Source organism: Kitasatospora sp. CB02891, from assembly GCF_002803145.1.
GTDB lineage: Bacteria > Actinomycetota > Actinomycetes > Streptomycetales > Streptomycetaceae > Kitasatospora > Kitasatospora griseola.
The window spans coordinates 75,221-95,523 of the sequence record NZ_NNBO01000024.1 but is presented as its reverse complement, the minus strand read 5'-3'; the positions used below and the strand labels follow the sequence as shown (position 1 = coordinate 95,523).

Below are 20,303 nucleotides of genomic sequence, written 5' to 3'. Positions count from 1 at the left end.
CCGGCCCCGGCGCCCGCACCGGGCCGGTTGCCGCGCCGTTCGGCGGAGTTGGTGACGTCCACCGGGAGCATGACCAGCGCGGTGGTGCCGCCGGAGTCGGACGGGCGGAGCTGGATCCGGATGCCGTGTCGCAGGGACAGGCGGCCGACCACGAACAGACCCATGCGGCGGGACACCGAGACGTCCACCACCGGCGGGTTGGCCAGGCGCTCGTTGATGTCGGCGAGGTCGTCGGGGGAGAGGCCGATGCCGGTGTCGTGGATCTCGATCAGCACCCGGCCGTCGGGCAGGGCGTGACCGGTGACCCGGACCCGGGTCTGCGGGGAGGAGAACGAGGTGGCGTTCTCCAGCAGCTCGGCGAGCAGGTGGACGAGGTCGTTGACGACGCGGCCGGCGACCTCGGCGGTGGGCACCGAGGCGAGTTCGATGCGCTCGTACTGCTCCACCTCGGAGGCGGCGGCGCGGAGCACGTCGACCAGCGGGACGGGGCGGGTCCACCGGCGACCGGGGTCCTCGCCCGCGAGGACGAGGAGGTTCTCGCCGTTGCGGCGCATACGGGTGGCGAGGTGGTCGAGCTTGAACAGCGAGGCCAGCTGGTCCGGGTCGGCCTCGCGGCTCTCCAGCTCGGAGATCAGCGACAGCTGGCGCTGGATCAGGCCCTGGCTGCGGCGCGACAGGTTGGTGAACATCGCGTTGATGTTGCCTCGCAGCAGCGCCTGCTCGGCGGCCAGTCGGACCGCCTCGCGGTGCACCATGTCGAAGGCGTGCGCCACGTGGCCGATCTCGTCGGCGGAGTCGACGCCGACCGGCTCGACGGTGACGTCGACGTCGTGCGGGTCGCTCTCGGAGAGCGTCTTGACCAGTTCCGGCAGACGGCGTTCGGCGACGTCCTCGGCGGCGGCCTGCAGCCGGGTCAGCGAGCGCACCATCGAGCGGGCCACCAGGGCGGCGCCGGCGATGGCGACGACGAGCACCAGGGCGACCACGGCGGCGTTGATGACGGACTCGGTGTCGATGTCCGACTGCAGCGCCTGGGCCTTGCCGTCGAGGACGTTGAGCAGGTTGTTCTCGATGGTCTTCTCGGCGTTGACCTTGGCGGTCGACTTGTCGAACCAGTCCTTGTAGGACGGGTTGTCGGCCTGCCGGATGCCGTTGGTGTTCAGCGCGGCCTTGGAGAACCGGTCGGCCTCGGCGACGACCTGGTTGTAGCTCATCGCGGCGCGCAGCGCGCGGGCCTCGCTCTCGCCGTAGATGGCGGTGAAGTTGGCGAGCGCGTTGTCCTCGGAGCTCATCAGTCGGACGCCGAAGGTCTCGTCGGAGGCCGACATCGACGGGCCGCCGGGGTTCGCGAGCGCGGCGCTGATCAGCGCGCGCTGCATCGAGGTGTACTCCTTGGCCGTGGAGAACTGGTACAGCGCACGGGTGGTCTTGATCAGCTCGGTCGAGTTCGAGGTGATCGCGATGTCCTGGGTGGCGCCGATCAGGTCCTTGATGATCACGTCGTAGTTGGTGATCGTGGCCTGGATGTTCTCGGGGCTCTTGAACGCGCCGGTACGGGCCCGGGGCAGCGTGTTGAGGTCCTTGCGGACCTGCAGCAGCAGGGTCTTGGAACCGGCCAGGTCGAGGTTGTCGAACTTGTCGGCGCTGGCGTTGAAGGTCTTCGACAGCGTGTTGGTCTGCTTGTACGCGTCGGAGATCTCGGGGTCGCTGTCGGCGCTGCCGCCGGCGGCCAGCGGGCCGGCCGAGACGTCGCGCTCGTACTGCAGGGCGTTGGCCAGTGCGGTGGCGTTGCGGGCCAGTTCGGCCAGGTCGCTCATCTGCGACAGCTGGCGGGAGTTCTCCATCGAGGTCTGCACGCGCAGACCGCCCAGCACCAGGGCGACCACCACGGGCAGGAACAGCAGTGCGATCAGGCGGGTGCGGATTCGCCAGTTGCGCATGGCGAAGCGGCTCATGCCGGTGGCACGGCGGCGGTTCAGCGTGCCGCGCAGTCTGGAACGGCGGCTCTGCTTGTCGGCCGGCGCGCTACCGCCCTCCGGTTGGGGCGCACTCGCGGCGCCCGGGGCACTGCTGTCGGCGGCAACCTCGGCGGGGGCGCCGAACGGCCGCTCGCCCTGGCCAGGCGACGGTGCCGCCTGGTGGGGGCCGGCCATGGGCTCCCGCGACTCCGGGTCACCCGCGGCGCCGTTGCCCCTCTTGAAACGTCCCTGCACTGGCGTCGCAACCTCTGGACCGGGCGCCCTTCCCCGCCGGGCGGAGAGAGGGCGGTGTCGAGTTTTTCCGTGGCATTCCAGCACAGCGGGGGAAGTCCAACAAGGGCCGTTACGACACGGTGTCCAGGGCTACCCACCGCGTGCGGCGACTCACGTTCCGTGGTGCTTCGGGCTCGGAATACGGTCCTTTTCGGACACTCGCCGTAGTCATGTCAACTAAGAGGAAGATCAGTTTGTGCGGCAAATGTCCGGGATATCCCCAATAGCGGTTTTTTCCATTGGTCCGGAATCGTCACTTCCACGCCCTTTGAACCGGAAATTGTGAGCAACCTCACAGCCGGATGTATAGCTTTGGTCACGGCCACTGTGGAATGGGCTCCCTAACCTGGCAGGGTTGACCGGAGCCTGCCCAGCGGCGGGTCCGCGCAAAAGTCCGTTCGAGCGAAACAAGGTGCTGAGCAAATGTCCGAGACGACCACGAAGGCCACCCGTTCCACGGCCAACCCGCGCCGCACCACCCTGGCCTCCGTCGCGGACTTCTCCCAGCTGCCCGGCTTCGCCGCCGAGCGCACGGCCCCCCAGTACGCCGCCGCGCTGCCCACCGTGACCGCCAACCCGCGCCGCACCGTCCTGATGGCGGCACCGGCCCCCCGCCTGCCGCAGGGCTGACCCCCGCGCCGATAACCTGGTGGTACAGCCGGGCCCGGCACTGCGGGCTCGGCAACCGCCCGGGAGCGTCCGGGCGGCCGACGAACCGAGAGGTTGCAGGGCTGTGCGTATCGCCAGGTTCTCCGTCCGTGAAGGGAGCCCCGCGGCGGGCTCGGTCTCCTTCGGCATCATCGAGGGGGACGCCGCGCAACCCGACTCGCTGGTGGTGCACACCCTCGCCGGCCACCCCTTCGGCGCCCCCCAGCCGACCGGGGAGACCCACCGGCTGCAGGACGTCCGGCTGCTGGCCCCGATGCTGCCCAGCAAGATCGTGGCGGTCGGCCGCAACTACGCCGATCACGCCGCCGAGCTGGGCAACGAGGTCCCGGCCGTGCCGCTGACCTTCTTCAAGCCCTCCACCGCCGTCATCGGCCCCACCGAGTCCATCGCCTACCCGCCGTTCTCCTCGGACGTCCAGTACGAGGCCGAACTCGCCGTGGTGATCGGCCGGATGTGCCGCGAAGTGCCGCTCGACCGGGTCCCCGAAGTGATCTTCGGCTACACCTGCGCCAACGACGTCACCGCCCGCGACGTGCAGCAGCGCGAGGGCCAGTGGGCCCGCGCCAAGGGCTTCGACACCTCCTGCCCGCTCGGCCCGTGGATCGAGACCGACCTCGACCCCGCCGACCTCGCCGTCACCTGCACCGTCAACGGGGAGCTGCGCCAAGCCGGCCGCACCTCCCAGATGGCCCGCTCGGTCGCCGAACTGGTCGCGCACATCTCCGAAGCGATGACCCTGCTCCCGGGCGACGTCATCCTCACCGGCACCCCCGCGGGTGTCGGCCCCCTGAACATCGGCGACGAGGTCGCCGTCTCCGTCGAAGGCATCGGCACCCTCGCCAACAAGGTCGTCAAGCGATGAAGGATGCAGTAACCGTGGCTGACAAGAACCCCGACGTCCGGGTCCGCTTCTGCCCGTCCCCGACCGGAAACCCGCACGTCGGCCTGGTCCGCACGGCGCTCTTCAACTGGGCCTACGCCCGCCACAACGGCGGCACCCTGGTGTTCCGGATCGAGGACACCGACGCCGCCCGCGACTCCGAGGAGTCCTACAACCAGCTGCTCGACGCCATGCGCTGGCTCGGCTTCGACTGGGACGAGGGCCCGGAGATCGGCGGCCCGCACGCCCCCTACCGCCAGTCGCAGCGGATGGACATCTACGCGGACGTCGCCGAGCGCCTGCGCGCCGCCGGCCACGCCTACCCCTGCTACTGCACCACCGAGGAGCTGGACGCCCGCCGCGAGGCCGCCCGCGCCGCCGGCAAGCCCTCCGGCTACGACGGCCACTGCCGCGACCTGACGGCCGACCAGATCGCGGTCTACGAGCAGGAGGGCCGCCCGTCGATCCTCCGCTTCCGGATGCCCGACACCACCCTCACCTTCGACGACCTGGTCCGCGGCCCGATCTCCTTCGACCCGAAGGACGTCCCCGACTACGGCATCGTCCGGGCCAACGGCGCCCCGCTGTACACCCTGGTCAACCCGGTCGACGACGCCCTGATGGAGATCACCCACGTGCTCCGCGGCGAGGACCTGCTGTCCTCGACGCCCCGTCAGATCGCCCTCTACGCGGCCCTCGCGGACATCGGCGTCGGCAACGGCACCACCCCGCGCTTCGGCCACCTGCCGTACGTGATGGGCGAGGGCAACAAGAAGCTCTCCAAGCGCGACCCGCAGGCCTCGCTCAACCTGTACCGCGAGCGCGGCTTCCTCCCCGAGGGCCTGCTCAACTACCTGGCCCTGCTGGGCTGGTCGCTCTCCGACGACCGCGACATCTTCGACATCGACGAGATGGTCGCCGCGTTCGACATCGACGACGTCAACGGCAACCCGGCGCGCTTCGACCTCAAGAAGGCCGAGCACATCAACGCCGAGCACGTCCGCCGGCTCGCCCCCGAGGAGTTCGTCCAGCGCCTGGTGCCCTACCTCCAGGCCGCCGGGCTGCTCCCGGCGGAGCCGACCGCCGAGCAGCTCGACCTGCTCGGCAAGGTCGCGCCGCTCACCCAGGAGCGGATGGTCGTCCTCTCCGAGATCGTCGCCATGGCCGGCTTCCTGTTCGTCGCCCCCGCCGACTTCGCGGTCGACCCGGAGGACGCCGCGAAGGTGCTCACCGCCGACGCCCGCCCCGTGATCGAAGCCTCCGTCAAGGCGCTCACCGAACTGACGGACTTCACCCCCGACCCGATCCAGGCCGCGCTGCGCGAGGCCCTGGTCGACGGCCTCGGCATCAAGCCCAAGTTCGCCTTCACCCCGCTCCGCGTCGCGGTGACCGGCCGTCGGGTCTCCCCGCCGCTGTTCGAGTCCATGGAGCTGCTGGGCCGCGAGGAGACGCTGCGCCGCCTGCTCGCCGCCCTGGAGCTGCTCCCGGCCTCCTGAGGCCCCCGGCGGCCCCCCGGGGCCGCCTCCGGCGCCCCTGCGGGCCAGGTCGCTGACCTGGCCCGCAGGTGTCCGGGGCACTGCCTGCAGTTATCGATTTTGGAGCCGGGCGGGGCGTCGGGTAATGTTCTTTCTGCGCCGCCCGGGCAGGGAGGCGCAAGACACCGAGGAAGACCCTCCGCAGGGGTTGAACTCTGGTGGGGTATGGTGTAATTGGCAGCACGACTGATTCTGGTTCAGTTAGTCTAGGTTCGAGTCCTGGTACCCCAGCGCAGCACGCAAGTGACGCAAGCCCCCGTTGTGTAGCGGCCTAGCACGCCGCCCTCTCAAGGCGGTAGCGCCGGTTCGAATCCGGTCGGGGGTACGCAATTCTTGACAATTGCAGAATGAATGAGACAAGCCCCCGTTGTGTAGCGGCCTAGCACGCCGCCCTCTCAAGGCGGTAGCGCCGGTTCGAATCCGGTCGGGGGTACTCATTCAAGCTAGGGCCCCCGTTGTGTAGCGGCCTAGCACGCCGCCCTCTCAAGGCGGTAGCGCCGGTTCGAATCCGGTCGGGGGTACTTTTGGGGTATGGTGTAATTGGCAGCACGAGTGATTCTGGTTCATTTAGTCTAGGTTCGAGTCCTGGTACCCCAGCCAAACACTCAGAAAATCAAGCTCCGGGAAACCGGGGCTTTTTTTGCGTTCCCGGCCCACCACCCCGCGGGCACCGGTCGGCCGGGCCGGCACCGGGCGCCCCGCCCGCCCTCGCCGCATCCGGCTCGCAGGGCTCCCCGGCTCCTCGGTCATCGTGTCCGGTGCCTCCCTCTGCTGTCTCCCGTGAAAACGCGCCCGCCCCCGGCACGGGTGCCGGGGGCGGGCGAAGCGTTGGGGGGTTGTGAAGTCAGCTGCGACGGAGGGCCTCGGTGAGGCGGTTGGCGGCCTCGATGATGGCCTGGGCGTGGAGGCGACCGGGGTGGCGGGTGAGGCGTTCGATCGGGCCGGAGACGGAGACCGCGGCGACGACGCGGTTGGAGGGGCCGCGGACGGGGGCGGAGACCGAGGCGACGCCGGGCTCGCGTTCGCCGATGGACTGGGCCCAGCCGCGGCGGCGGACGCCGCTGAGCGCGGTGGCGGTGAACCGGGCGCCCTGGAGCCCGCGGTGGAGGCGCTCGGGCTCCTCCCAGGCGAGCAGGACCTGGGCGGCGGAGCCGGCCTTCATCGGGAGCGTGGAGCCGACCGGCACGGTGTCGCGCAGGCCCGACAGGCGTTCGGCGGCGGCCACGCAGATGCGCATCTCGCCCTGGCGGCGGTACAACTGGGCGCTCTCACCGGTGACGTCCCGCAGGTGCGTGAGCACCGGGCCGGCGGCGGCGAGGAGACGGTCCTCGCCTGCGGCGGCGGAGAGTTCGGCGAGTCGGGGGCCGAGAATGAAGCGGCCCTGCATGTCCCTGGTGACCAGGCGGTGGTGTTCGAGTGCGACGGCGAGTCGGTGGGCGGTGGGCCGGGCCAGACCGGTGGCGGCGACCAGCCCCGCCAACGTGGCGGGGCCCGACTCCAGTGCGCTCAGCACCAGAGCGGCCTTGTCGAGAACGCCGACGCCGCTAGTGTTGTCCATGTCTCGATACTGCAGTCTCAATCAGCGAGACGCAAGTTCAATCTTCCGAGAAAACCGCCACTCTGGAGTCAGCAGCCCGGGAGAACACCCAGCGCGGAGCCGTCACCCCGGTGTCCGCATGCTGGACGGTCCGGCGTGCAGGTCACGATGCCGAGCAAGCCTCACAGGGCGGCACGGGACAAGACCTCGACGATCACGAGAAGGCCGGCAGAGCGGCCGGCTGGAGGGAATCCGATGGGACGGACACTCGCAGAGAAGGTCTGGGACGACCACGTCGTCCGGCGCGCCGAGGGCGAGCCCGACCTGCTCTACATCGACCTGCACCTGCTGCACGAGGTGACCAGCCCGCAGGCGTTCGACGGGCTCCGGCTGGCCGGCCGCCAGGTGCGCCGCACCGATCTGACGATCGCCACCGAGGACCACAACACCCCGACCCTGGACATCGACAAGCCGATCGCCGACCCGGTCTCCCGGGTCCAGCTGGAGACGCTGCGCCGGAACGCCGAGGAGTTCGGCGTGCGCATCCACTCGCTGGGCGACGTCGAGCAGGGCGTGGTGCACGTGGTCGGCCCGCAGCTGGGCCTGACCCAGCCGGGCATGACGGTGGTGTGCGGCGACTCCCACACCTCCACCCATGGTGCTTTCGGCGCACTGGCGTTCGGCATCGGCACCAGCCAGGTCGAGCACGTGCTGGCGACCCAGACCCTGCCGCTGGCCCCGTTCCGGACCATGGCGATCACCGTCGAGGGCGACCTGCCCGAGGGCGTCACCGCCAAGGACCTGATCCTGGCCGTGATCACCAAGATCGGCACCGGCGGCGGCCAGGGCTACGTCCTGGAGTACCGCGGCTCGGCGATCCGCGGCCTCTCCATGGAGGCCCGGATGACGATCTGCAACATGTCCATCGAGGCGGGCGCCCGGGCCGGCATGATCGCCCCGGACCGCACCACCTTCGACTACCTGCAGGGCCGCCCGCACGCCCCGCAGGGCGCGGACTGGGACGCCGCGGTCGCCTACTGGGAGACCCTGGCCACCGACGAGGACGCGGTGTTCGACGCCGAGGTGTTCATCGACGCCGCCGAGCTGACCCCGTTCGTCACCTGGGGCACCAACCCGGGCCAGGGCGCGCCGCTGGGCGCCAACGTGCCGAACCCGGCCGACTTCGAGGACCCGCAGGAGCGGACCGCCGCCGAGAACGCCCTGAAGTACATGGGCCTGGAGGCCGGCACCCCGCTGCGCGAGGTCAAGGTCGACGCCGTGTTCGTCGGCTCCTGCACCAACGGCCGGATCGAGGACCTGCGCGCCGCCGCCGCGGTGCTGGAGGGCCGTCAGATCGCCGACAGCGTGCGCATGCTGGTGGTTCCGGGCTCGGTCCGGGTCGCCCTGCAGGCCGTGGAGGAAGGCCTGGACAAGGTGTTCACCGCCGCTGGAGCTGAGTGGCGGCACGCCGGCTGCTCGATGTGCCTGGGCATGAACCCCGACCAGCTGGCCCCGGGCGAGCGCTGCGCGTCCACCTCGAACCGCAACTTCGAGGGCCGCCAGGGCAAGGGCGGTCGCACCCACCTGGTGTCGCCGCAGGTCGCCGCCGCCACCGCGCTGCTGGGCCGCCTGGCCGCACCTTCCGACCTCTCGAACAACGTCGCCGTGGAGGCCTGAGCCATGGAGAAGTTCACCACCCACACCGGCCGGGCCGTCCCGCTGCGCCGCTCGAACGTGGACACCGACCAGATCATCCCGGCGCACTGGCTGAAGAAGGTCACCCGCTCCGGCTTCGAGGACGGCCTGTTCGAGGCCTGGCGCAAGGACGAGGAGTTCGTCCTCAACCGCCCCGAGCGCCGGGGCGCCACGGTGCTGGTGGCCGGCCCCGAGTTCGGCACCGGCTCGTCCCGTGAGCACGCCGTCTGGGCGCTGCAGAACTACGGTTTCCAGGCCGTCGTCTCCTCCCGGTTCGCCGACATCTTCCGCGGCAACTCGCTGAAGAACGGCCTGCTGACGGTGGTCCTGCCGCAGGAGACCGTGGAACGGCTCTGGGAGTTGACGGAGGCCGACCCGACCGCGGAGATCACCGTCGACCTGGAGGCCCGCGAGGTCCGGGCGGAGAACATCACCGCTCCGTTCGAGCTGGACGACAACGTTCGCTGGCGGCTGCTGAACGGCCTGGACGACATCAGCATCACGCTGCAGAACGAGGCCGATGTCGCCGCGTTCGAAGCGAAGCGCCCGGCCTACAAGCCGCGTACCCTCCCGGTCGTCTGAGTGACGGCATTCTGACGGTCCGACAACAAGACCCGCCCCCCTCCGGGGCGGGTCTTCGTTGTTCGCAGGGGAGTTCGTCAGCCGTGAATAGACCCTGGTTCAGCGCAACTGCGTACAGATGGCACAATCGTTGCATGCACCACAACCCCGAACCGCCGTACCCGGGTGGCGAACCCGCGTTCGCGGAGGGTCGGGACAGTGCTGCCGACTCGGAAGTCACCCTGCTCCACGCACTGGTGGCCGAGCGGTTGAAGCAAGCCCACGCCCGCGTTCACGCGCTGAACGTGTCGACGGACGCAAAGACCGCTCTCACCCGACAACTGCTGATCGTCACCGAGACCGCCAAGCGTGATCTCCCGGAGGCGGCACGGCGGTTGAGTCGCTTTGTGCAGGACCTCGACGAGGGGCGGATGCCGCCCCGGTGAGCACCTCCATGCGCAAATACGTTGCGACACTAGGGTGATTCACGCGTTTGGTAATTGAAAGTCCGCAGATACATACCTAACGTGCGAAAAGAACGGATGGAATCATCCGGCGCCCGTTTCCGAAGGGGAAGACGTGAACAAGGCTCAGCTTGTCGAAGCGGTGGCCGAGCAGCTGGGCGGTCGCAAGGCTGCCGCAGAGGCCGTCGACGCAGTGCTCGACACCATGGTGCGTGCCGTCGTGGCGGGTGACCGGGTGTCGGTCACCGGCTTCGGCACCTTCGAGAAGGTGGAGCGCTCGGCGCGCTTCGCCCGCAACCCGCAGACGGGTGAGCGGGTCAAGGTCAAGAAGACCGCGGTGCCGCGGTTCCGCCCGGGCCAGGGCTTCAAGGACCTCGTCTCCGGCAGCAAGAAGCTGCCGAAGGACGGCCCGTCCGTGAAGAAGGCGCCCAAGGGCTCGCTGACCCCGGGCAAGTCCGGTGTGGCCGCCACCCCGGCCGCCAAGCGCGCTGCCACCAAGCGCGCCGCCGCTGCCGCCGCCCCGGCGACCAAGAAGACCGCTGCGAAGAAGACGGCCACCACCGCGGCCAAGAAGACGGCCACCACGGCGGCGAAGAAGACCACCGCGGTCAAGAAGGCCACCACCGCCAAGACCACCGCGGCGAAGAAGACCACCACCGCGGCCGCCACCAAGAAGGCCGCCGCCGCCAAGAAGACCGCTCCGGCGAAGAAGACCACCGCGCGCAAGACCACGGCGCGCAAGTCCACCGCCAAGTAGTCGCACCGAGCCCGGTGCCGGATCAGCCGGCGCCGGGGCGGCCAGGCCGTGACGGCCCCACGCCAGGGAACCCGGACCTCCGGAGGCCCCGGACCGGGGCCGTCGCGGCCTTTTCGCGTCCGGGGGACGGATCGTTCGGGCACCCGTCGACGGGTCGCGGCCGAGCGGTCGCGGCCGGTCGGGAAATGCGCCGGGCCGGACGGAATTACTCCGGCTGTTCCACCGGCAGCTCGTAGATGATCTCCCAGCGGGAATCCGGAATCACCAGATCCGCGGTCTCCACCGGTCGGCCGGAGTCGTCCAGATACGTCCGCTCGACCAGCATCACGGGATCGCCCGCGCCGATCCCCAGCAGATTCGCCTGCTCCGGCGTCGCCCGCCCGGGACGCGGCCGTTCCTCGGCGCGCACCACCCGGACCCCGATCGAGGCCATCCGCTCCACCACTCCCCGCCCGCTCAGCGGCCCCAAGTCCGGCAGCAGGATGGGAGTTCCGTCGGTGATCGCCATCGGCTCCCAGGACTCGGCGAGTTGGACCGGCTTGTGCTCCAGCATGAACTCGTAGCGGGTGTGGACCGTCAACTCGCCCGGCTCGATGCCCAGTCGGCGCGCGACCGCGGGCGGCGGCTCCACCCGGGCCTCGCTGTGCGCGTCCCAACTCCCGTTCGGCACAGCGGAGGCGGGGAAACGCGTCGACCGTCCGGGCGCGCCGCATCGGACGCCGCTCCACCGGCTCGCGCAGATACGTCCCCGAACCCGCCCGGCCCTCCAACAGGCCTTCGGCGATGAGGACTTCCTGCGCCCGCTGGAGCACGTTGGCGCCCACGCCGTAGTTCACGGCCAGCTGCGCACGGGACGGCAGCCGCTCGCCGATCGCCCACTCGCCGTCCGCCACCCGGCGGCGCAGGTGGTCCGCGATGCGGAGGTACGGCGGGTCCTGTGAGGGCATCTGGCATCTCCCGGCGGAAGGCGAGACCTGCCGGATTGCGGCAGGACGGGTGATTCAGCTTGACAATCTAATGCATCAGGTGGAATCTAATGGCTTAGATTCACTTTGCGTGATCGGCCGACTTCGGGGGAGAGGGCGTGGCGTGCGAACCACCAGGGTGTTCGACCTTGCCTCCAGGCTCGCCGCCGCCACCGGAGCCGAAGCCCGGATCCGCCGCCTCCCCGGCGGCGGCCACCGGATCGAAGCCACCCTCCCCGGAAACCCGGACGCCGAGGTCCACCTGGTGCTCCTCGACGTCCTCACCGAGGCCGACCGCTACGGCCATCGCCACACCGCCCGGTCCCACACCGTCTGGGCCGAACTCGACCCGCCACAGGAGCCGCCGTGAAGGGCCAGCAGTCCGGATACGCCGTCAGCATCGAAGGCATCACCGAATCGGCCTCGTTCCTCTCCCTCGCCGACGCGCTCGCCTCGCTCTGGGGCACCCTCCGGACGCTTCCGCTCGGTTGGACGCAGTACGAGGCCTACCGCTACTTCTTCGGGCCGGGCGCCGCGCAGCGCACCGAGAGCTTCCTGCTCCGGGACGGCCACCTGCTGCTGAGCTTCGTCCTGCTCGGCCAGACCCGGCTGATCCGGGTGGTCCCCACCGCCGCGGGTCCGCTGCAAGTCGCCCCGAGGCGCCTGGAGTTGCTCAACACCCCGGCCGTCATGGCGCTCTGCCTGCGCACGTCGGCGGCGTAGCCCGCCCGGAGGCGCACCTCGCCCGTGGATCGGTCCGAAGCCCGGTCCGCCCGGCGATTCCCGACGGAGCGTCAGGCGGACTCGGGGTCCGGGAAGGTGGGGAGGGTGAGGAAGGTGACGCGCCGGGCGGCGCCCTCGCCGGTGGTGCGGATGCGCAGGCGCTGGCCGGGGCGGAGGAGCCGCAGGCCGCCGGCGTCGAAGGCCGGGGCGTCGAAGGGGACGGGAGTGCCGTCGTCGAGCAGGACCGAGCCGGAGCGGGTCGTGGGGTCGAAGGTGAACGCGGTGGCCTGCATGGGAAGCAGCATAGAGCTTCGGAGCAGGGCGCCGGTGGCCGGGCCGAGGCCGAGTCGGAGGGCGTCGGCCAGGTCCTCGGGGGTGTCGACGTCGCGCCGGACGGACGGCACGTCGGGGAGCCGGAGTTCGGCCGCCCCGCCGGCCGCGTGGCGTCGCCGGGAGCCGGGCCCGAAGGCCGGCCGCAGCGGGACGCCGGGCGGGCCGGCCAGCAGGACGGTCCCGGTGCCGGGGGTGTCCGCGAGGAAGGCCCGGCCGTGCGGGAGCGCGGCGGCGAGGACGCGGGCGAGCTCGGCGGGCCGCAGCGCCGGCAGGTCCGCGGAGAGGGTGGCGACGGGGGAGTGCGGGTGCAGCCGGTGCGCCGCGCCACTGCCGTGCGAGAGCGCCGGGTTGAGCCCGTCGCCGGGTTCGTCGTCGAGGACGGTCGCCCCCAGCGCGCGCAGCGCACCGGTGGCGCGCGGATCCCGTCCCACCACCAACACCCGTTCGACCGTCGGGCAGGCGAGCGCCGCGGCGACGGTGTCGAGCGCGAAGGCGAGGGCCAGCCGGGGCCGTAGCGCACCCAGCGCGGCGAGCCGGCTCTTGGCCTCGGCCAGCGGCTTGACCGGGACGACCAGGGTCCAGCCGAGCCGCGGAGCCGCACCGTCCGGGCCCGGCCCCGGGGCGGACGGGCGGACGGTGGCTGGGCGTACGGTGTCCTCTGTCATCGGCGTCATTGTGACGTCGGCCGGGGAGGCCTGGCCAGCGGTTCCGGGGTGTTCGGGCCGTCGGCGGGGCACTGGTCGGCCGGTGGCGGTGGTGGCTGCTCGACACGGACTTCCCTCGCGGGTGAGACTGGTCGGCGCCTCGGAGCCGCTGCCCGGCCCCCGGCGAGGGAGAGAGAGACCAGCGGCACCGCCCGGGCGGGACGCCGCGCGAAAGAGGAGGAGCTGGGGTGGCCCGCCGCTCTAACGCCAGGTTCGGAAACGCCGACTACGGGATCTGGTACCGCCTGGCGGCAGCGCTCGTTAAGCCGGTGACGAACGCCTTGGCGACAACGGACTGGCGAGGCTGGGAGCACCTGCCCGAGAAGGGCGGGTTCATCGCCGTGGTGAACCACAACTCGGTGATCGACCCGGTGTTCTACGGGCACTGGCAGTACAACTCGGGCCGCCCGCCCCGGATACTCGGCAAGTCCTCGCTGTTCCAAGTGCCGTTCATCGGATTCATGCTGCGCAAGACCGGCCAGATCCCGGTGTTCCGGGATTCCACCGACGCCGCCGACGCGTTCCGGGCCGCGATCGACGCGGTCAAGGGCGGCCAGTGCGTGCAGTTCTACCCGGAGGGCACGCTCACCCGGGATCCGGACATGTGGCCGATGACCGGCAAGAGCGGCGCCGCCCGGGTCGCGCTGATGACGGGCGCGCCCGTGATCCCGGTCGCGCACTGGGGCGCGCAGGAGATCATCCCGCCGTACGGGAAGGGCGGAAAGGGCAAGTACCACCTGTTCCCGCGGCACAAGGTGACGGTCGCGGCCGGTCCGGCGGTGGACCTGAGCAAGTACCAGGGCCAGGAGATCACCGCCCAGGTGCTGCGCGACGCCACCGACGACATCATGGCGGCGATCACCGCCGTGCTGGAGGGAATCCGCGGCGAGCAGGCCCCTGCCGAGCGCTACGACATGCGCAAGGCCGCCAAGGACCGTGCCACGGCTGCCGAGGCCAAGCGTGAGCGCGCCGCCGAGGAGGGTGGCCGGTGACTCGCTGCGCCGTGATGGGGACGGGCTCCTGGGGCACCGCCTTCGCGATGATCCTGGCCGACGCCGGCTGCGAGGTGACCCTGTGGGGCCGCCGGCAGGAACTCGCCGACGCCATCAACAAGGAGCACGTCAACCGGGACTACCTGCCGGGTCTGACGCTTCCCCGGTCGATCCGGGCGACCACCGACGCAGCCGCCGCACTGGCCGGCGCCGACTTCGCGGTGCTGTCGGTGCCGTCCCAGACGCTGCGCGACAACCTCGCGCACTGGGCGCCGATGCTGGCCCCGGACACCGTGCTGGTCAGCCTGATGAAGGGCATCGAACTCGGCACCGCGAAGCGGATGAGCGAGGTGATCGCGGAGGTCGCGCAGGTCGGCCCCGAGCGCGTCGTGGTGGTGTCCGGCCCCAACCTGGCCGGCGAGATCGCCAACCGGCAGCCCGCCGCCACGGTGGTCGCCTGCACCGACGAGGACGTCGCCAAGCGCTTCCAGAAGGCCTGCCACACCCCGTACTTCCGCCCGTACACCAACACCGACGTGGTGGGCTGCGAGCTCGGCGGCGCGGTGAAGAACGTGATCGGCCTGGCGGTCGGCATGGCCAACGGCATGGGCCTGGGCGACAACACCAAGGCCACCCTGATCACCCGCGGGCTGGCCGAGACCACCCGGCTGGGCCTGCGCCTCGGCGCCGACGCGCACACCTTCGCGGGCCTGGCGGGCATGGGCGACCTGGTGGCGACCTGCTCCTCGCCGCTGTCCCGGAACAACACCTTCGGCACCAACCTGGGCCGCGGCATGACGGTCGCCGAGACCATCGCGGCGACCAGCCAGACCGCGGAGGGCGTGAAGTCCTGCGAGTCGGTGCTCGACCTGGCCCGGCGCAACGGCGTGGAGATGCCGATCGTCGAAGCCGTGGTCGACGTGGTGCACAACGGCCGGCCGACCCAGGAAGTGCTGAAGGGGCTGATGGCCCGTTCGGCCAAGCCGGAACGCCGGTGACCGGAATCGGACGGTAGTCTCAAAGCCGATATGAGCATCGAACAGACCTCCCCGAACCAGTCGGCCAAGCCGCGCGTCGCGATCGTCTTCGGCGGCCGGAGCTCCGAGCACGGCGTGTCCGTGGTCACCGCCGCCAGCGTGCTGCGCTCGATCGACCGCAGCAAGTACGAGGTGCTGCCGATCGGCATCACCCACGAGGGCCGCTGGGCCCTGGTCGGCGACGAACCCGCCCGGATGGCGATCACCGACGGCCGGATGCCCGACGTCGACCAGGTGGCCGAGTCCGCCGAGGGCCAGGTCGCGCTGCCGCTCGCGCCCGGCAACCGCGACGTGGTCTGGACCGAGCCCGGAGCCGCCCCCAAGGTGCTCGGCGAGGTCGACGTGGTGCTGCCGCTGCTGCACGGCCCCTGGGGCGAGGACGGCACCCTGCAGGGCCTGCTGGAGCTCTCCGGGGTGCCGTACGTCGGCTCCGGCGTGCTGGCCAGCTCGGTCGGCATGGACAAGGAGTTCACCAAGCGGATCATCGAGTCGCTCGGCCTGTACGCGGGCGAGTACACGGTGGTCAAGCCGCGCGAGTGGCAGTCCGAGACCGGCCGGGCCGCCGCCCGCGAGCGGATCGCCGGGCTCGGCCTGCCGCTGTTCGTCAAGCCCTGCCGGGCCGGCTCCTCGATCGGCATCACCAAGGTCAAGGACCTCGCCGACCTGGACGCCGCGATCGACGAGGCCCGCCGCCACGACCCGAAGGTGATCGTGGAGAAGGGCGTCGAGGGCCGCGAGATCGAGTGCGGCGTGCTGGAGTTCGAGGACGGCCCGCGCGCCTCGGTGCCCGCCGAGGTGCTGGTCGACGCCGACTTCGAGTTCTACGACTTCGAGGCCAAGTACATCGACTCCTCCGAGGTCGAGATCCCGGCGAAGCTCACCGACGCGGAGCGCACCGAACTCCAGCGGCAGGCCGTCGAGGTGTTCGAGGGCCTCGGCTGCGAGGGCCTGGCCCGGGTCGACTTCTTCCTGCTGAACGACGGCCGGTGGATGGTCAACGAGATCAACACCATGCCCGGCTTCACGCCGATCTCCGCCTACCCCAAGATGTGGGAGGCCACCGGCGTGCCCTACGCCGAGCTGATCGACCGCCTGCTGGCCGCCGCGCTGCGCCGCTCCACGGGCCTGCGCTAGGAGTTGCCGTCCAGGCAGTCCGAGTCGGCCGTCCCGTCGATCCGCGGGACGGCCGCCCGGATGGCGGGCGAGAACGACGAGAGCGGGTCCGCGTAGTTCGGGTACGCGCCCGCCGGGACGTGCACCTCGACGTACGCGAGGCGCAGCCCGGTGGCGAAGAAGTACCCGCCCCTCCCGTCCTCGCTCATGCCCCAGCCGACCTCGTCGACGCACGGGCCCTTGCGCAGGGTGTCGTTCAGGTAGTCGGGCCGGTCCCCGCCGCAGGTCAGCACCGTGCGCGGGGAGGACGCCCAGGCCGCCGTGTACGGCGAGGCGGGCGACGGGTCCTTGCGCGGGTGGCCGAGCACCTCGCCGGGCAGCTTCGCGTCCAGGGTCCGGCAGTACTGCGCGGCCTGGGCGCTCGGCGTCGGCGGGGCGACGTCGGGTTCGCCGCTCCAGGAAGCGACCAGCCCCGCCGTCAGGGCGAGCAGCGCGGCGGGGGGCGCGAGCCAGCGCACCGGCGAGGGCAGGCGGTTCAGGAGGTCGCGGAGAGGCACCCGTCGATGGTAAGCGCCCCTACAGGCGAACCACCGGACAGGTCAGGGTGCGCGTGATGCCCTCCACCTGCTGCACCCTCGCCACCACCAGGCGGCCCAACTCGTCGATCGACTCCGCCTCGGCGCGGACGATCACGTCGTACGGACCGGTCACATCCTCGGCGGTGAGCACTCCGGGGATCTTGGCAATGGACTCGGCGACCGCGGTGGCCTTGCCCACCTCGGTCTGGATCAGGATGTACGCCTGCACCACGGTGGACCTCCAGGCGGCTGGGTAAGGGGAGTTGCTGACCGGCAGTCTGATCACCACGCTACCGCGCGACAGCGGCACAGGGGAGACCTTCGCACCCTCGGAGGGCGTACGCTGCCGCGCGGGGGGCGCACCCCAGACGGATCACGTGAAGGACTCGGGAGGACGGGCTGATGCAGGGGACCGTGGGCGAGCTCGGCGAGTTCGGGCTCATCCGGGAGCTGACCGCACGGCTGCCGATGACGCCGGCGGTGGAACTCGGGCCCGGTGACGACGCGGCGGTGGTCAAGGCCCCCGACGGCCGGGTGGTGGCCACCACCGACGTGCTCATCGAGGGCCGGCACTTCCGCCGCGACTGGTCCACCGCGTACGACGTGGGCCGCAAGTGCGCCGCGCAGAACCTCGCCGACATCGCCGCGATGGGCGCCGTCCCCACCGCCCTGCTGCTCGGCCTGGTCGCCCCCGCCGACCTGCCCACCACCTGGGCCACCGAACTGATGGACGGCCTGCGCGACGAGTGCCAGGTGGCCGGGGCCACCGTGGTCGGCGGCGACGTGGTCCGCGGCGACGCCATCACGCTGGCCATCACCGCCCTCGGCGACCTGCAGGGCCGCCGCCCCGTGGTCCGCTCCGGCGCCCAGGTCGGCGACGTGGTAGCCGTCACCGGCTGGCTCGGCTGGTCCGCCGCCGGGCTGACCGTCCTCCAGCGCGGCTTCCGCTCCCCGCGGGCCTTCGTCGAGGCGCACCGCCGCCCCGAACCGCCGTACCACGCCGGCCCCGCCGCCAGCGACCTCGGCGCCACCGCCATGGTCGACGTCTCCGACGGGCTGGTCGCCGACCTCGGCCACGTCGCCCGGGCCAGCGGCGTGGACATCGACCTGCGGGCCGCCGACTTCGACGTCCCCGCGCAGATGGCCGACATCGGCCAGGCCGTCGGCGTCGACCCGCTGGTGTGGGTGCTGTCCGGCGGCGAGGACCACGCGATCGTCGCGACCTTCCCCAAGAGCGTCGGACTCCCGGCCCGCTGGCGGCAGATCGGCGAAGTGGTCCGCCCCGCCCGGGCCGGCCGCGGGGGCGTGGTCACGGTCGACGGCGCCCCCTGGGACCGCACCGCGGGATGGGACCACTTCGCCGAGCAGTAGCCCGCCCGCCGTTACCCCTCGGTACGGTCTCCAACGCGTAGGGTGGCGACTGTCGGGCGGACCGGCGGCGTCGGCGGTCCGGTCTCCACCTACGCGAGGGTCCCGTGCCCTCGGGAGCAGGAGAGCACAGCCACCATGCGCATCGGCGTTCTCACCAGCGGCGGCGACTGCCCCGGACTCAACGCGGTGATCCGCTCCGTCGTGCACCGCGGCACCGACGTGCACGGCGACGAGATCATCGGCATCGAGGACGGCTTCCTCGGCCTGATCGAGAGCCGCGCCCGCCCGATCTCGCACGACGACGTCACCGGCCTGCTCACCCTCGGCGGCACCATCCTCGGCTCCGCCCGGGTGCAGCGCGAGAAGATCCGCTGGGCGGTCGAGAACTCCGCCGAACTCGCCGCCCGGCTCGGCATCGACGCCCTGATCGCGATCGGCGGCGAAGGCACCCTGACCGCCGCCAAACTCTTCAGCGACGCCGGGCTGCCGGTGGTCGGCGTCCCCAAGACCATCGACAACGACATCGAAGCCACCGACGCCACCTTCGGCTTCGACACTGCCGTGCACGTCGCCACCGAGGCCATCGACCGCCTCAAGACCACCGCCGAGTCCCACCAGCGCGTCATGGTCGTCGAGCTGATGGGCCGCCACACCGGCTGGATCACCCTCACCGCGGGCATGGCCGGCGGCGCGCACGGCATCCTCGTCCCCGAGAAGCCCTTCGACATCGAGGCCGTCGCCCGGATGATCGAGGACCGCTTCCGGCGCGGCAAGAAGTTCGCCATCATCGCCGTCGCCGAAGGCGCGCAGCCGCTGCCCGGCACCCTGCGCTTCGAACACGGCGAGGTCGACCGGTTCGGCCACCAGACCTTCGGCGGCATCGGCACCCGGCTCGCCCTCGAACTGGAGAACCTGCTCGGCAAGGAGGCCCGGCCGGTCATCCTCGGCCACACCCAGCGCGGCGGCACCCCGACCGCGCTCGACCGCGTCCTCGCCACCCGCTTCGGCTGGCACGCCGTCGAAGCCGTCCACCAGGGCGCCTTCGGACACTTCACCGCCCTGCGCCACACCGAGATCCACCTCACCCCGATCGCCGACGGCGTCGTCCGCCTCAAGACCGTCCCGCCGGACCGCTGGATCGAATCCGAGGCCGTGCTCTGACGCGTTTCCCCCGGTCGGTAGGTTGGGGCACATGACCACCAACACCGCCCCGCCCCGGGTGCTCACCGTCGCCGGCTCCGACAGCGGCGGCGGTGCCGGGATCCAGGCCGACCTCAAGGCGATGCTCGCCCTCGGCGTCCACGGCATGAGCGTCATCACCGCCGTCACCGCGCAGAACTCGCTCGGCGTCCAGGGCTACTGGGAACTGCCCGCCGAAGCCGTCCGCGCCCAGTACCGCAGCGTCGTCGACGACATCGGCGTCCAGGCGATCAAGACCGGCATGCTGGCCTCGATCGAACTCGTCGAAACCGTCTCCGCGCTCCTCGCCGACGCCCCCGCCCCCGTGGTCGTCGACCCCGTCGGAGTCTCCAAGCACGGCGACGCGCTGCTCGCCGCGGAGGCTGTCACCACCGTCCGCGAGCGGCTCCTGCCGGTCGCCACGCTGGTCACCCCCAACCTGCACGAGGTGACCCAACTCACCGGGCTGGAGGTCACCGACGAGAGCCGGATGCTCGACGCCGCGAAGGCGCTGCGCGACCTCGGGCCCCGCTGGGCGCTCATCAAGGGCGGCCACCTCGAAGGCGAAGCCGCCGATCTCCTCCTCGGCCCCACCGGCGAGACCCACTGGTACCGGGCCCCCCGCCACGACAACCGCCACACCCACGGCACCGGCTGCACCCTCGCCAGCGCGATCGCCGCGCAACTCGCCAAGGGGGATTCGATGCCGGTCGCGGTCGCCCACGCCAAGGCCTATGTGACGGGCGCCATCGAGCACGGCTTCGCACTGGGTTCCGGCATCGGGCCGGTGGACCACTTCTGGCAGGCGAGAGGATAGCTCAGGGGCCCGGGGAACGGCGGGGCCGTGTCTGCGGGTGATCAACGGGGCGCGAAGAGGTTCCGTCGTTTCGGGTCCCCGTCCTGAGGCCCGCCGCAGCCATGGCCAACCGCTGTCTCCGACCGCCGGCAACAGGACCGC

General features: G+C 71.4%; 19 protein-coding genes, 5 tRNA genes and 2 pseudogenes. 20 read left to right on the top strand and 6 right to left on the bottom strand.

The genetic code is table 11. From position 1 onward, the window contains the following. On the bottom strand, window positions 1-2,153 hold a 2,153-nt coding region (locus CG736_RS34600), incomplete at its 3' end, for a nitrate- and nitrite sensing domain-containing protein (protein ID WP_232734373.1). Window positions 2,154-2,675: 522 nt separating this feature from the next. Here CG736_RS34600 and CG736_RS34595 point away from each other — a divergent pair. From CG736_RS34595 to CG736_RS34560, 8 genes are all read left to right on the top strand, one after another. After that, complete coding sequence (locus tag CG736_RS34595; RefSeq protein ID WP_100590063.1) at window positions 2,676-2,882, top strand: hypothetical protein; 207 nt, start codon at window positions 2,676-2,678, stop codon at window positions 2,880-2,882. A 103-nt stretch (window positions 2,883-2,985) separates the two neighbouring features. Beyond that, window positions 2,986-3,783, top strand: coding sequence for a fumarylacetoacetate hydrolase family protein (locus CG736_RS34590; RefSeq protein WP_043916130.1), 798 nt, complete (start codon window positions 2,986-2,988; stop codon window positions 3,781-3,783). Continuing rightward, window positions 3,780-5,297 (top strand): glutamate--tRNA ligase, encoded by a 1,518-nt coding sequence (gltX, locus tag CG736_RS34585; protein ID WP_100590062.1) that lies wholly within the window; start codon window positions 3,780-3,782, stop codon window positions 5,295-5,297. Before CG736_RS34590 ends, gltX begins: the two co-directional genes overlap by 4 nt. Before the next feature lie 198 nt (window positions 5,298-5,495). Next, window positions 5,496-5,567: transfer RNA gene (locus CG736_RS34580), tRNA-Gln, on the top strand. A gap of 21 nt (window positions 5,568-5,588) precedes the next feature. Then, window positions 5,589-5,661, top strand: a tRNA-Glu gene (locus tag CG736_RS34575). Between the two features lie 35 nt (window positions 5,662-5,696). Beyond that, window positions 5,697-5,769 (top strand) — tRNA-Glu (locus CG736_RS34570). Window positions 5,770-5,784: 15 nt separating this feature from the next. Next, window positions 5,785-5,857 (top strand) — tRNA-Glu (locus CG736_RS34565). Between the two features lie 4 nt (window positions 5,858-5,861). After that, window positions 5,862-5,936, top strand: a tRNA-Gln gene (locus tag CG736_RS34560). A 244-nt stretch (window positions 5,937-6,180) separates the two neighbouring features. Here CG736_RS34560 and CG736_RS34555 read toward each other — a convergent pair. Continuing rightward, window positions 6,181-6,894 carry an IclR family transcriptional regulator gene (locus CG736_RS34555; protein WP_035866446.1) on the bottom strand — a complete coding sequence of 238 codons (714 nt, stop codon included), beginning with the start codon at window positions 6,892-6,894 and terminating at the stop codon, window positions 6,181-6,183. A gap of 234 nt (window positions 6,895-7,128) precedes the next feature. On the opposite strand from CG736_RS34555, the gene leuC reads away from it, so the two are divergent. From leuC to CG736_RS34535, 4 genes are all read left to right on the top strand, one after another. Continuing rightward, window positions 7,129-8,550 carry a 3-isopropylmalate dehydratase large subunit gene (leuC, locus tag CG736_RS34550; RefSeq protein ID WP_100590061.1) on the top strand — a complete coding sequence of 474 codons (1,422 nt, stop codon included), beginning with the start codon at window positions 7,129-7,131 and terminating at the stop codon, window positions 8,548-8,550. A gap of 3 nt (window positions 8,551-8,553) precedes the next feature. Next, a complete protein-coding gene (gene leuD / locus CG736_RS34545; RefSeq protein ID WP_100590060.1) occupies window positions 8,554-9,150 on the top strand; it encodes a 3-isopropylmalate dehydratase small subunit in 597 nt (198 codons plus the stop codon). 134 nt (window positions 9,151-9,284) lie between these two features. Then, window positions 9,285-9,575, top strand: a complete 291-nt coding sequence (locus CG736_RS34540) for a hypothetical protein (RefSeq protein ID WP_369880806.1) — start codon at window positions 9,285-9,287, stop codon at window positions 9,573-9,575. A gap of 133 nt (window positions 9,576-9,708) precedes the next feature. Beyond that, window positions 9,709-10,350, top strand: a complete 642-nt coding sequence (locus CG736_RS34535; RefSeq protein ID WP_043916134.1) for an HU family DNA-binding protein — start codon at window positions 9,709-9,711, stop codon at window positions 10,348-10,350. 205 nt (window positions 10,351-10,555) lie between these two features. Here the strand turns inward: CG736_RS34535 and CG736_RS34530 are convergent. Further along, a pseudogene (locus CG736_RS34530) lies at window positions 10,556-11,297 on the bottom strand (GntR family transcriptional regulator). A gap of 142 nt (window positions 11,298-11,439) precedes the next feature. On the opposite strand from CG736_RS34530, the gene CG736_RS34525 reads away from it, so the two are divergent. After that, window positions 11,440-11,685 (top strand): hypothetical protein, encoded by a 246-nt coding sequence (locus CG736_RS34525; RefSeq protein ID WP_043916136.1) that lies wholly within the window; start codon window positions 11,440-11,442, stop codon window positions 11,683-11,685. Next, a complete protein-coding gene (locus tag CG736_RS34520; protein WP_100590058.1) occupies window positions 11,682-12,038 on the top strand; it encodes a hypothetical protein in 357 nt (118 codons plus the stop codon). The genes CG736_RS34525 and CG736_RS34520 overlap by 4 nt, the downstream gene beginning before the upstream one ends. Window positions 12,039-12,325: 287 nt before the next feature. Here the strand turns inward: CG736_RS34520 and cofC are convergent. Beyond that, a pseudogene (cofC, locus tag CG736_RS38245) lies at window positions 12,326-13,036 on the bottom strand (2-phospho-L-lactate guanylyltransferase); the annotation flags it as partial. A 227-nt stretch (window positions 13,037-13,263) separates the two neighbouring features. Between cofC and CG736_RS34510 the strand changes: the two are divergent. Genes CG736_RS34510 through CG736_RS34500 form a run of 3 tightly spaced genes read left to right on the top strand, consistent with a single transcriptional unit; the run spans window position 13,264 to window position 16,238 of the window. Next, window positions 13,264-14,067: a 1-acyl-sn-glycerol-3-phosphate acyltransferase gene (locus tag CG736_RS34510; RefSeq protein WP_100590056.1), complete on the top strand. Its 804-nt coding sequence runs from the start codon at window positions 13,264-13,266 to the stop codon at window positions 14,065-14,067. Beyond that, window positions 14,064-15,065, top strand: a complete 1,002-nt coding sequence (locus CG736_RS34505) for an NAD(P)H-dependent glycerol-3-phosphate dehydrogenase (RefSeq protein WP_100590055.1) — start codon at window positions 14,064-14,066, stop codon at window positions 15,063-15,065. The genes CG736_RS34510 and CG736_RS34505 overlap by 4 nt, the downstream gene beginning before the upstream one ends. A gap of 30 nt (window positions 15,066-15,095) precedes the next feature. Further along, complete coding sequence (locus tag CG736_RS34500) at window positions 15,096-16,238, top strand: D-alanine--D-alanine ligase family protein (RefSeq protein ID WP_100590054.1); 1,143 nt, start codon at window positions 15,096-15,098, stop codon at window positions 16,236-16,238. Here CG736_RS34500 and CG736_RS34495 read toward each other — a convergent pair. Together CG736_RS34495 and CG736_RS34490 are read right to left on the bottom strand one after the other, a co-directional pair. Beyond that, on the bottom strand, window positions 16,235-16,774 hold the full coding sequence (locus tag CG736_RS34495; RefSeq protein WP_100590053.1) for a DUF3515 domain-containing protein: 540 nt from the start codon (window positions 16,772-16,774) through the stop codon (window positions 16,235-16,237). The two genes, CG736_RS34500 and CG736_RS34495, sit on opposite strands and share 4 nt — an antisense overlap. 19 nt (window positions 16,775-16,793) lie before the next feature. Beyond that, on the bottom strand, window positions 16,794-17,027 hold the full coding sequence (locus CG736_RS34490) for an Lrp/AsnC family transcriptional regulator (protein WP_100590052.1): 234 nt from the start codon (window positions 17,025-17,027) through the stop codon (window positions 16,794-16,796). Window positions 17,028-17,197: 170 nt separating this feature from the next. Here CG736_RS34490 and CG736_RS34485 point away from each other — a divergent pair, with 170 nt between their 5' ends. The 3 genes from CG736_RS34485 to thiD all read left to right on the top strand — a co-directional run bounded on the left by CG736_RS34485 (window position 17,198) and on the right by thiD (window position 20,162). Further along, a complete protein-coding gene (locus tag CG736_RS34485; protein WP_100590051.1) occupies window positions 17,198-18,166 on the top strand; it encodes a thiamine-phosphate kinase in 969 nt (322 codons plus the stop codon). Window positions 18,167-18,301: 135 nt separating this feature from the next. Beyond that, the gene (locus tag CG736_RS34480; RefSeq protein ID WP_100590050.1) at window positions 18,302-19,327 is read left to right on the top strand and encodes an ATP-dependent 6-phosphofructokinase; all 1,026 of its coding nucleotides are present in this window, start codon (window positions 18,302-18,304) and stop codon (window positions 19,325-19,327) included. Between the two features lie 31 nt (window positions 19,328-19,358). Further along, window positions 19,359-20,162, top strand: coding sequence for a bifunctional hydroxymethylpyrimidine kinase/phosphomethylpyrimidine kinase (gene thiD / locus CG736_RS34475; RefSeq protein ID WP_100590049.1), 804 nt, complete (start codon window positions 19,359-19,361; stop codon window positions 20,160-20,162). Window positions 20,163-20,303: the final 141 nt, after the last annotated feature.

What these genes read in the sequence shown, in the direction of transcription:
- gltX (WP_100590062.1), top strand. Translation starts at nt 3,780, where the DNA reads ATGAAGGATGCAGTAACCGTGGCTGACAAGAACCCCGACGTCCGGGTC.
- thiD (WP_100590049.1), top strand. Translation starts at nt 19,359, where the DNA reads ATGACCACCAACACCGCCCCGCCCCGGGTGCTCACCGTCGCCGGCTCC.
- CG736_RS34555 (WP_035866446.1), bottom strand. Translation starts at nt 6,894, where the DNA reads ATGGACAACACTAGCGGCGTCGGCGTTCTCGACAAGGCCGCTCTGGTG.
- CG736_RS34540 (WP_369880806.1), top strand. Translation starts at nt 9,285, where the DNA reads ATGCACCACAACCCCGAACCGCCGTACCCGGGTGGCGAACCCGCGTTC.
- leuD (WP_100590060.1), top strand. Translation starts at nt 8,554, where the DNA reads ATGGAGAAGTTCACCACCCACACCGGCCGGGCCGTCCCGCTGCGCCGC.
- CG736_RS34485 (WP_100590051.1), top strand. Translation starts at nt 17,198, where the DNA reads ATGCAGGGGACCGTGGGCGAGCTCGGCGAGTTCGGGCTCATCCGGGAG.
- CG736_RS34480 (WP_100590050.1), top strand. Translation starts at nt 18,302, where the DNA reads ATGCGCATCGGCGTTCTCACCAGCGGCGGCGACTGCCCCGGACTCAAC.
- CG736_RS34595 (WP_100590063.1), top strand. Translation starts at nt 2,676, where the DNA reads ATGTCCGAGACGACCACGAAGGCCACCCGTTCCACGGCCAACCCGCGC.
- CG736_RS34500 (WP_100590054.1), top strand. Translation starts at nt 15,096, where the DNA reads ATGAGCATCGAACAGACCTCCCCGAACCAGTCGGCCAAGCCGCGCGTC.
- leuC (WP_100590061.1), top strand. Translation starts at nt 7,129, where the DNA reads ATGGGACGGACACTCGCAGAGAAGGTCTGGGACGACCACGTCGTCCGG.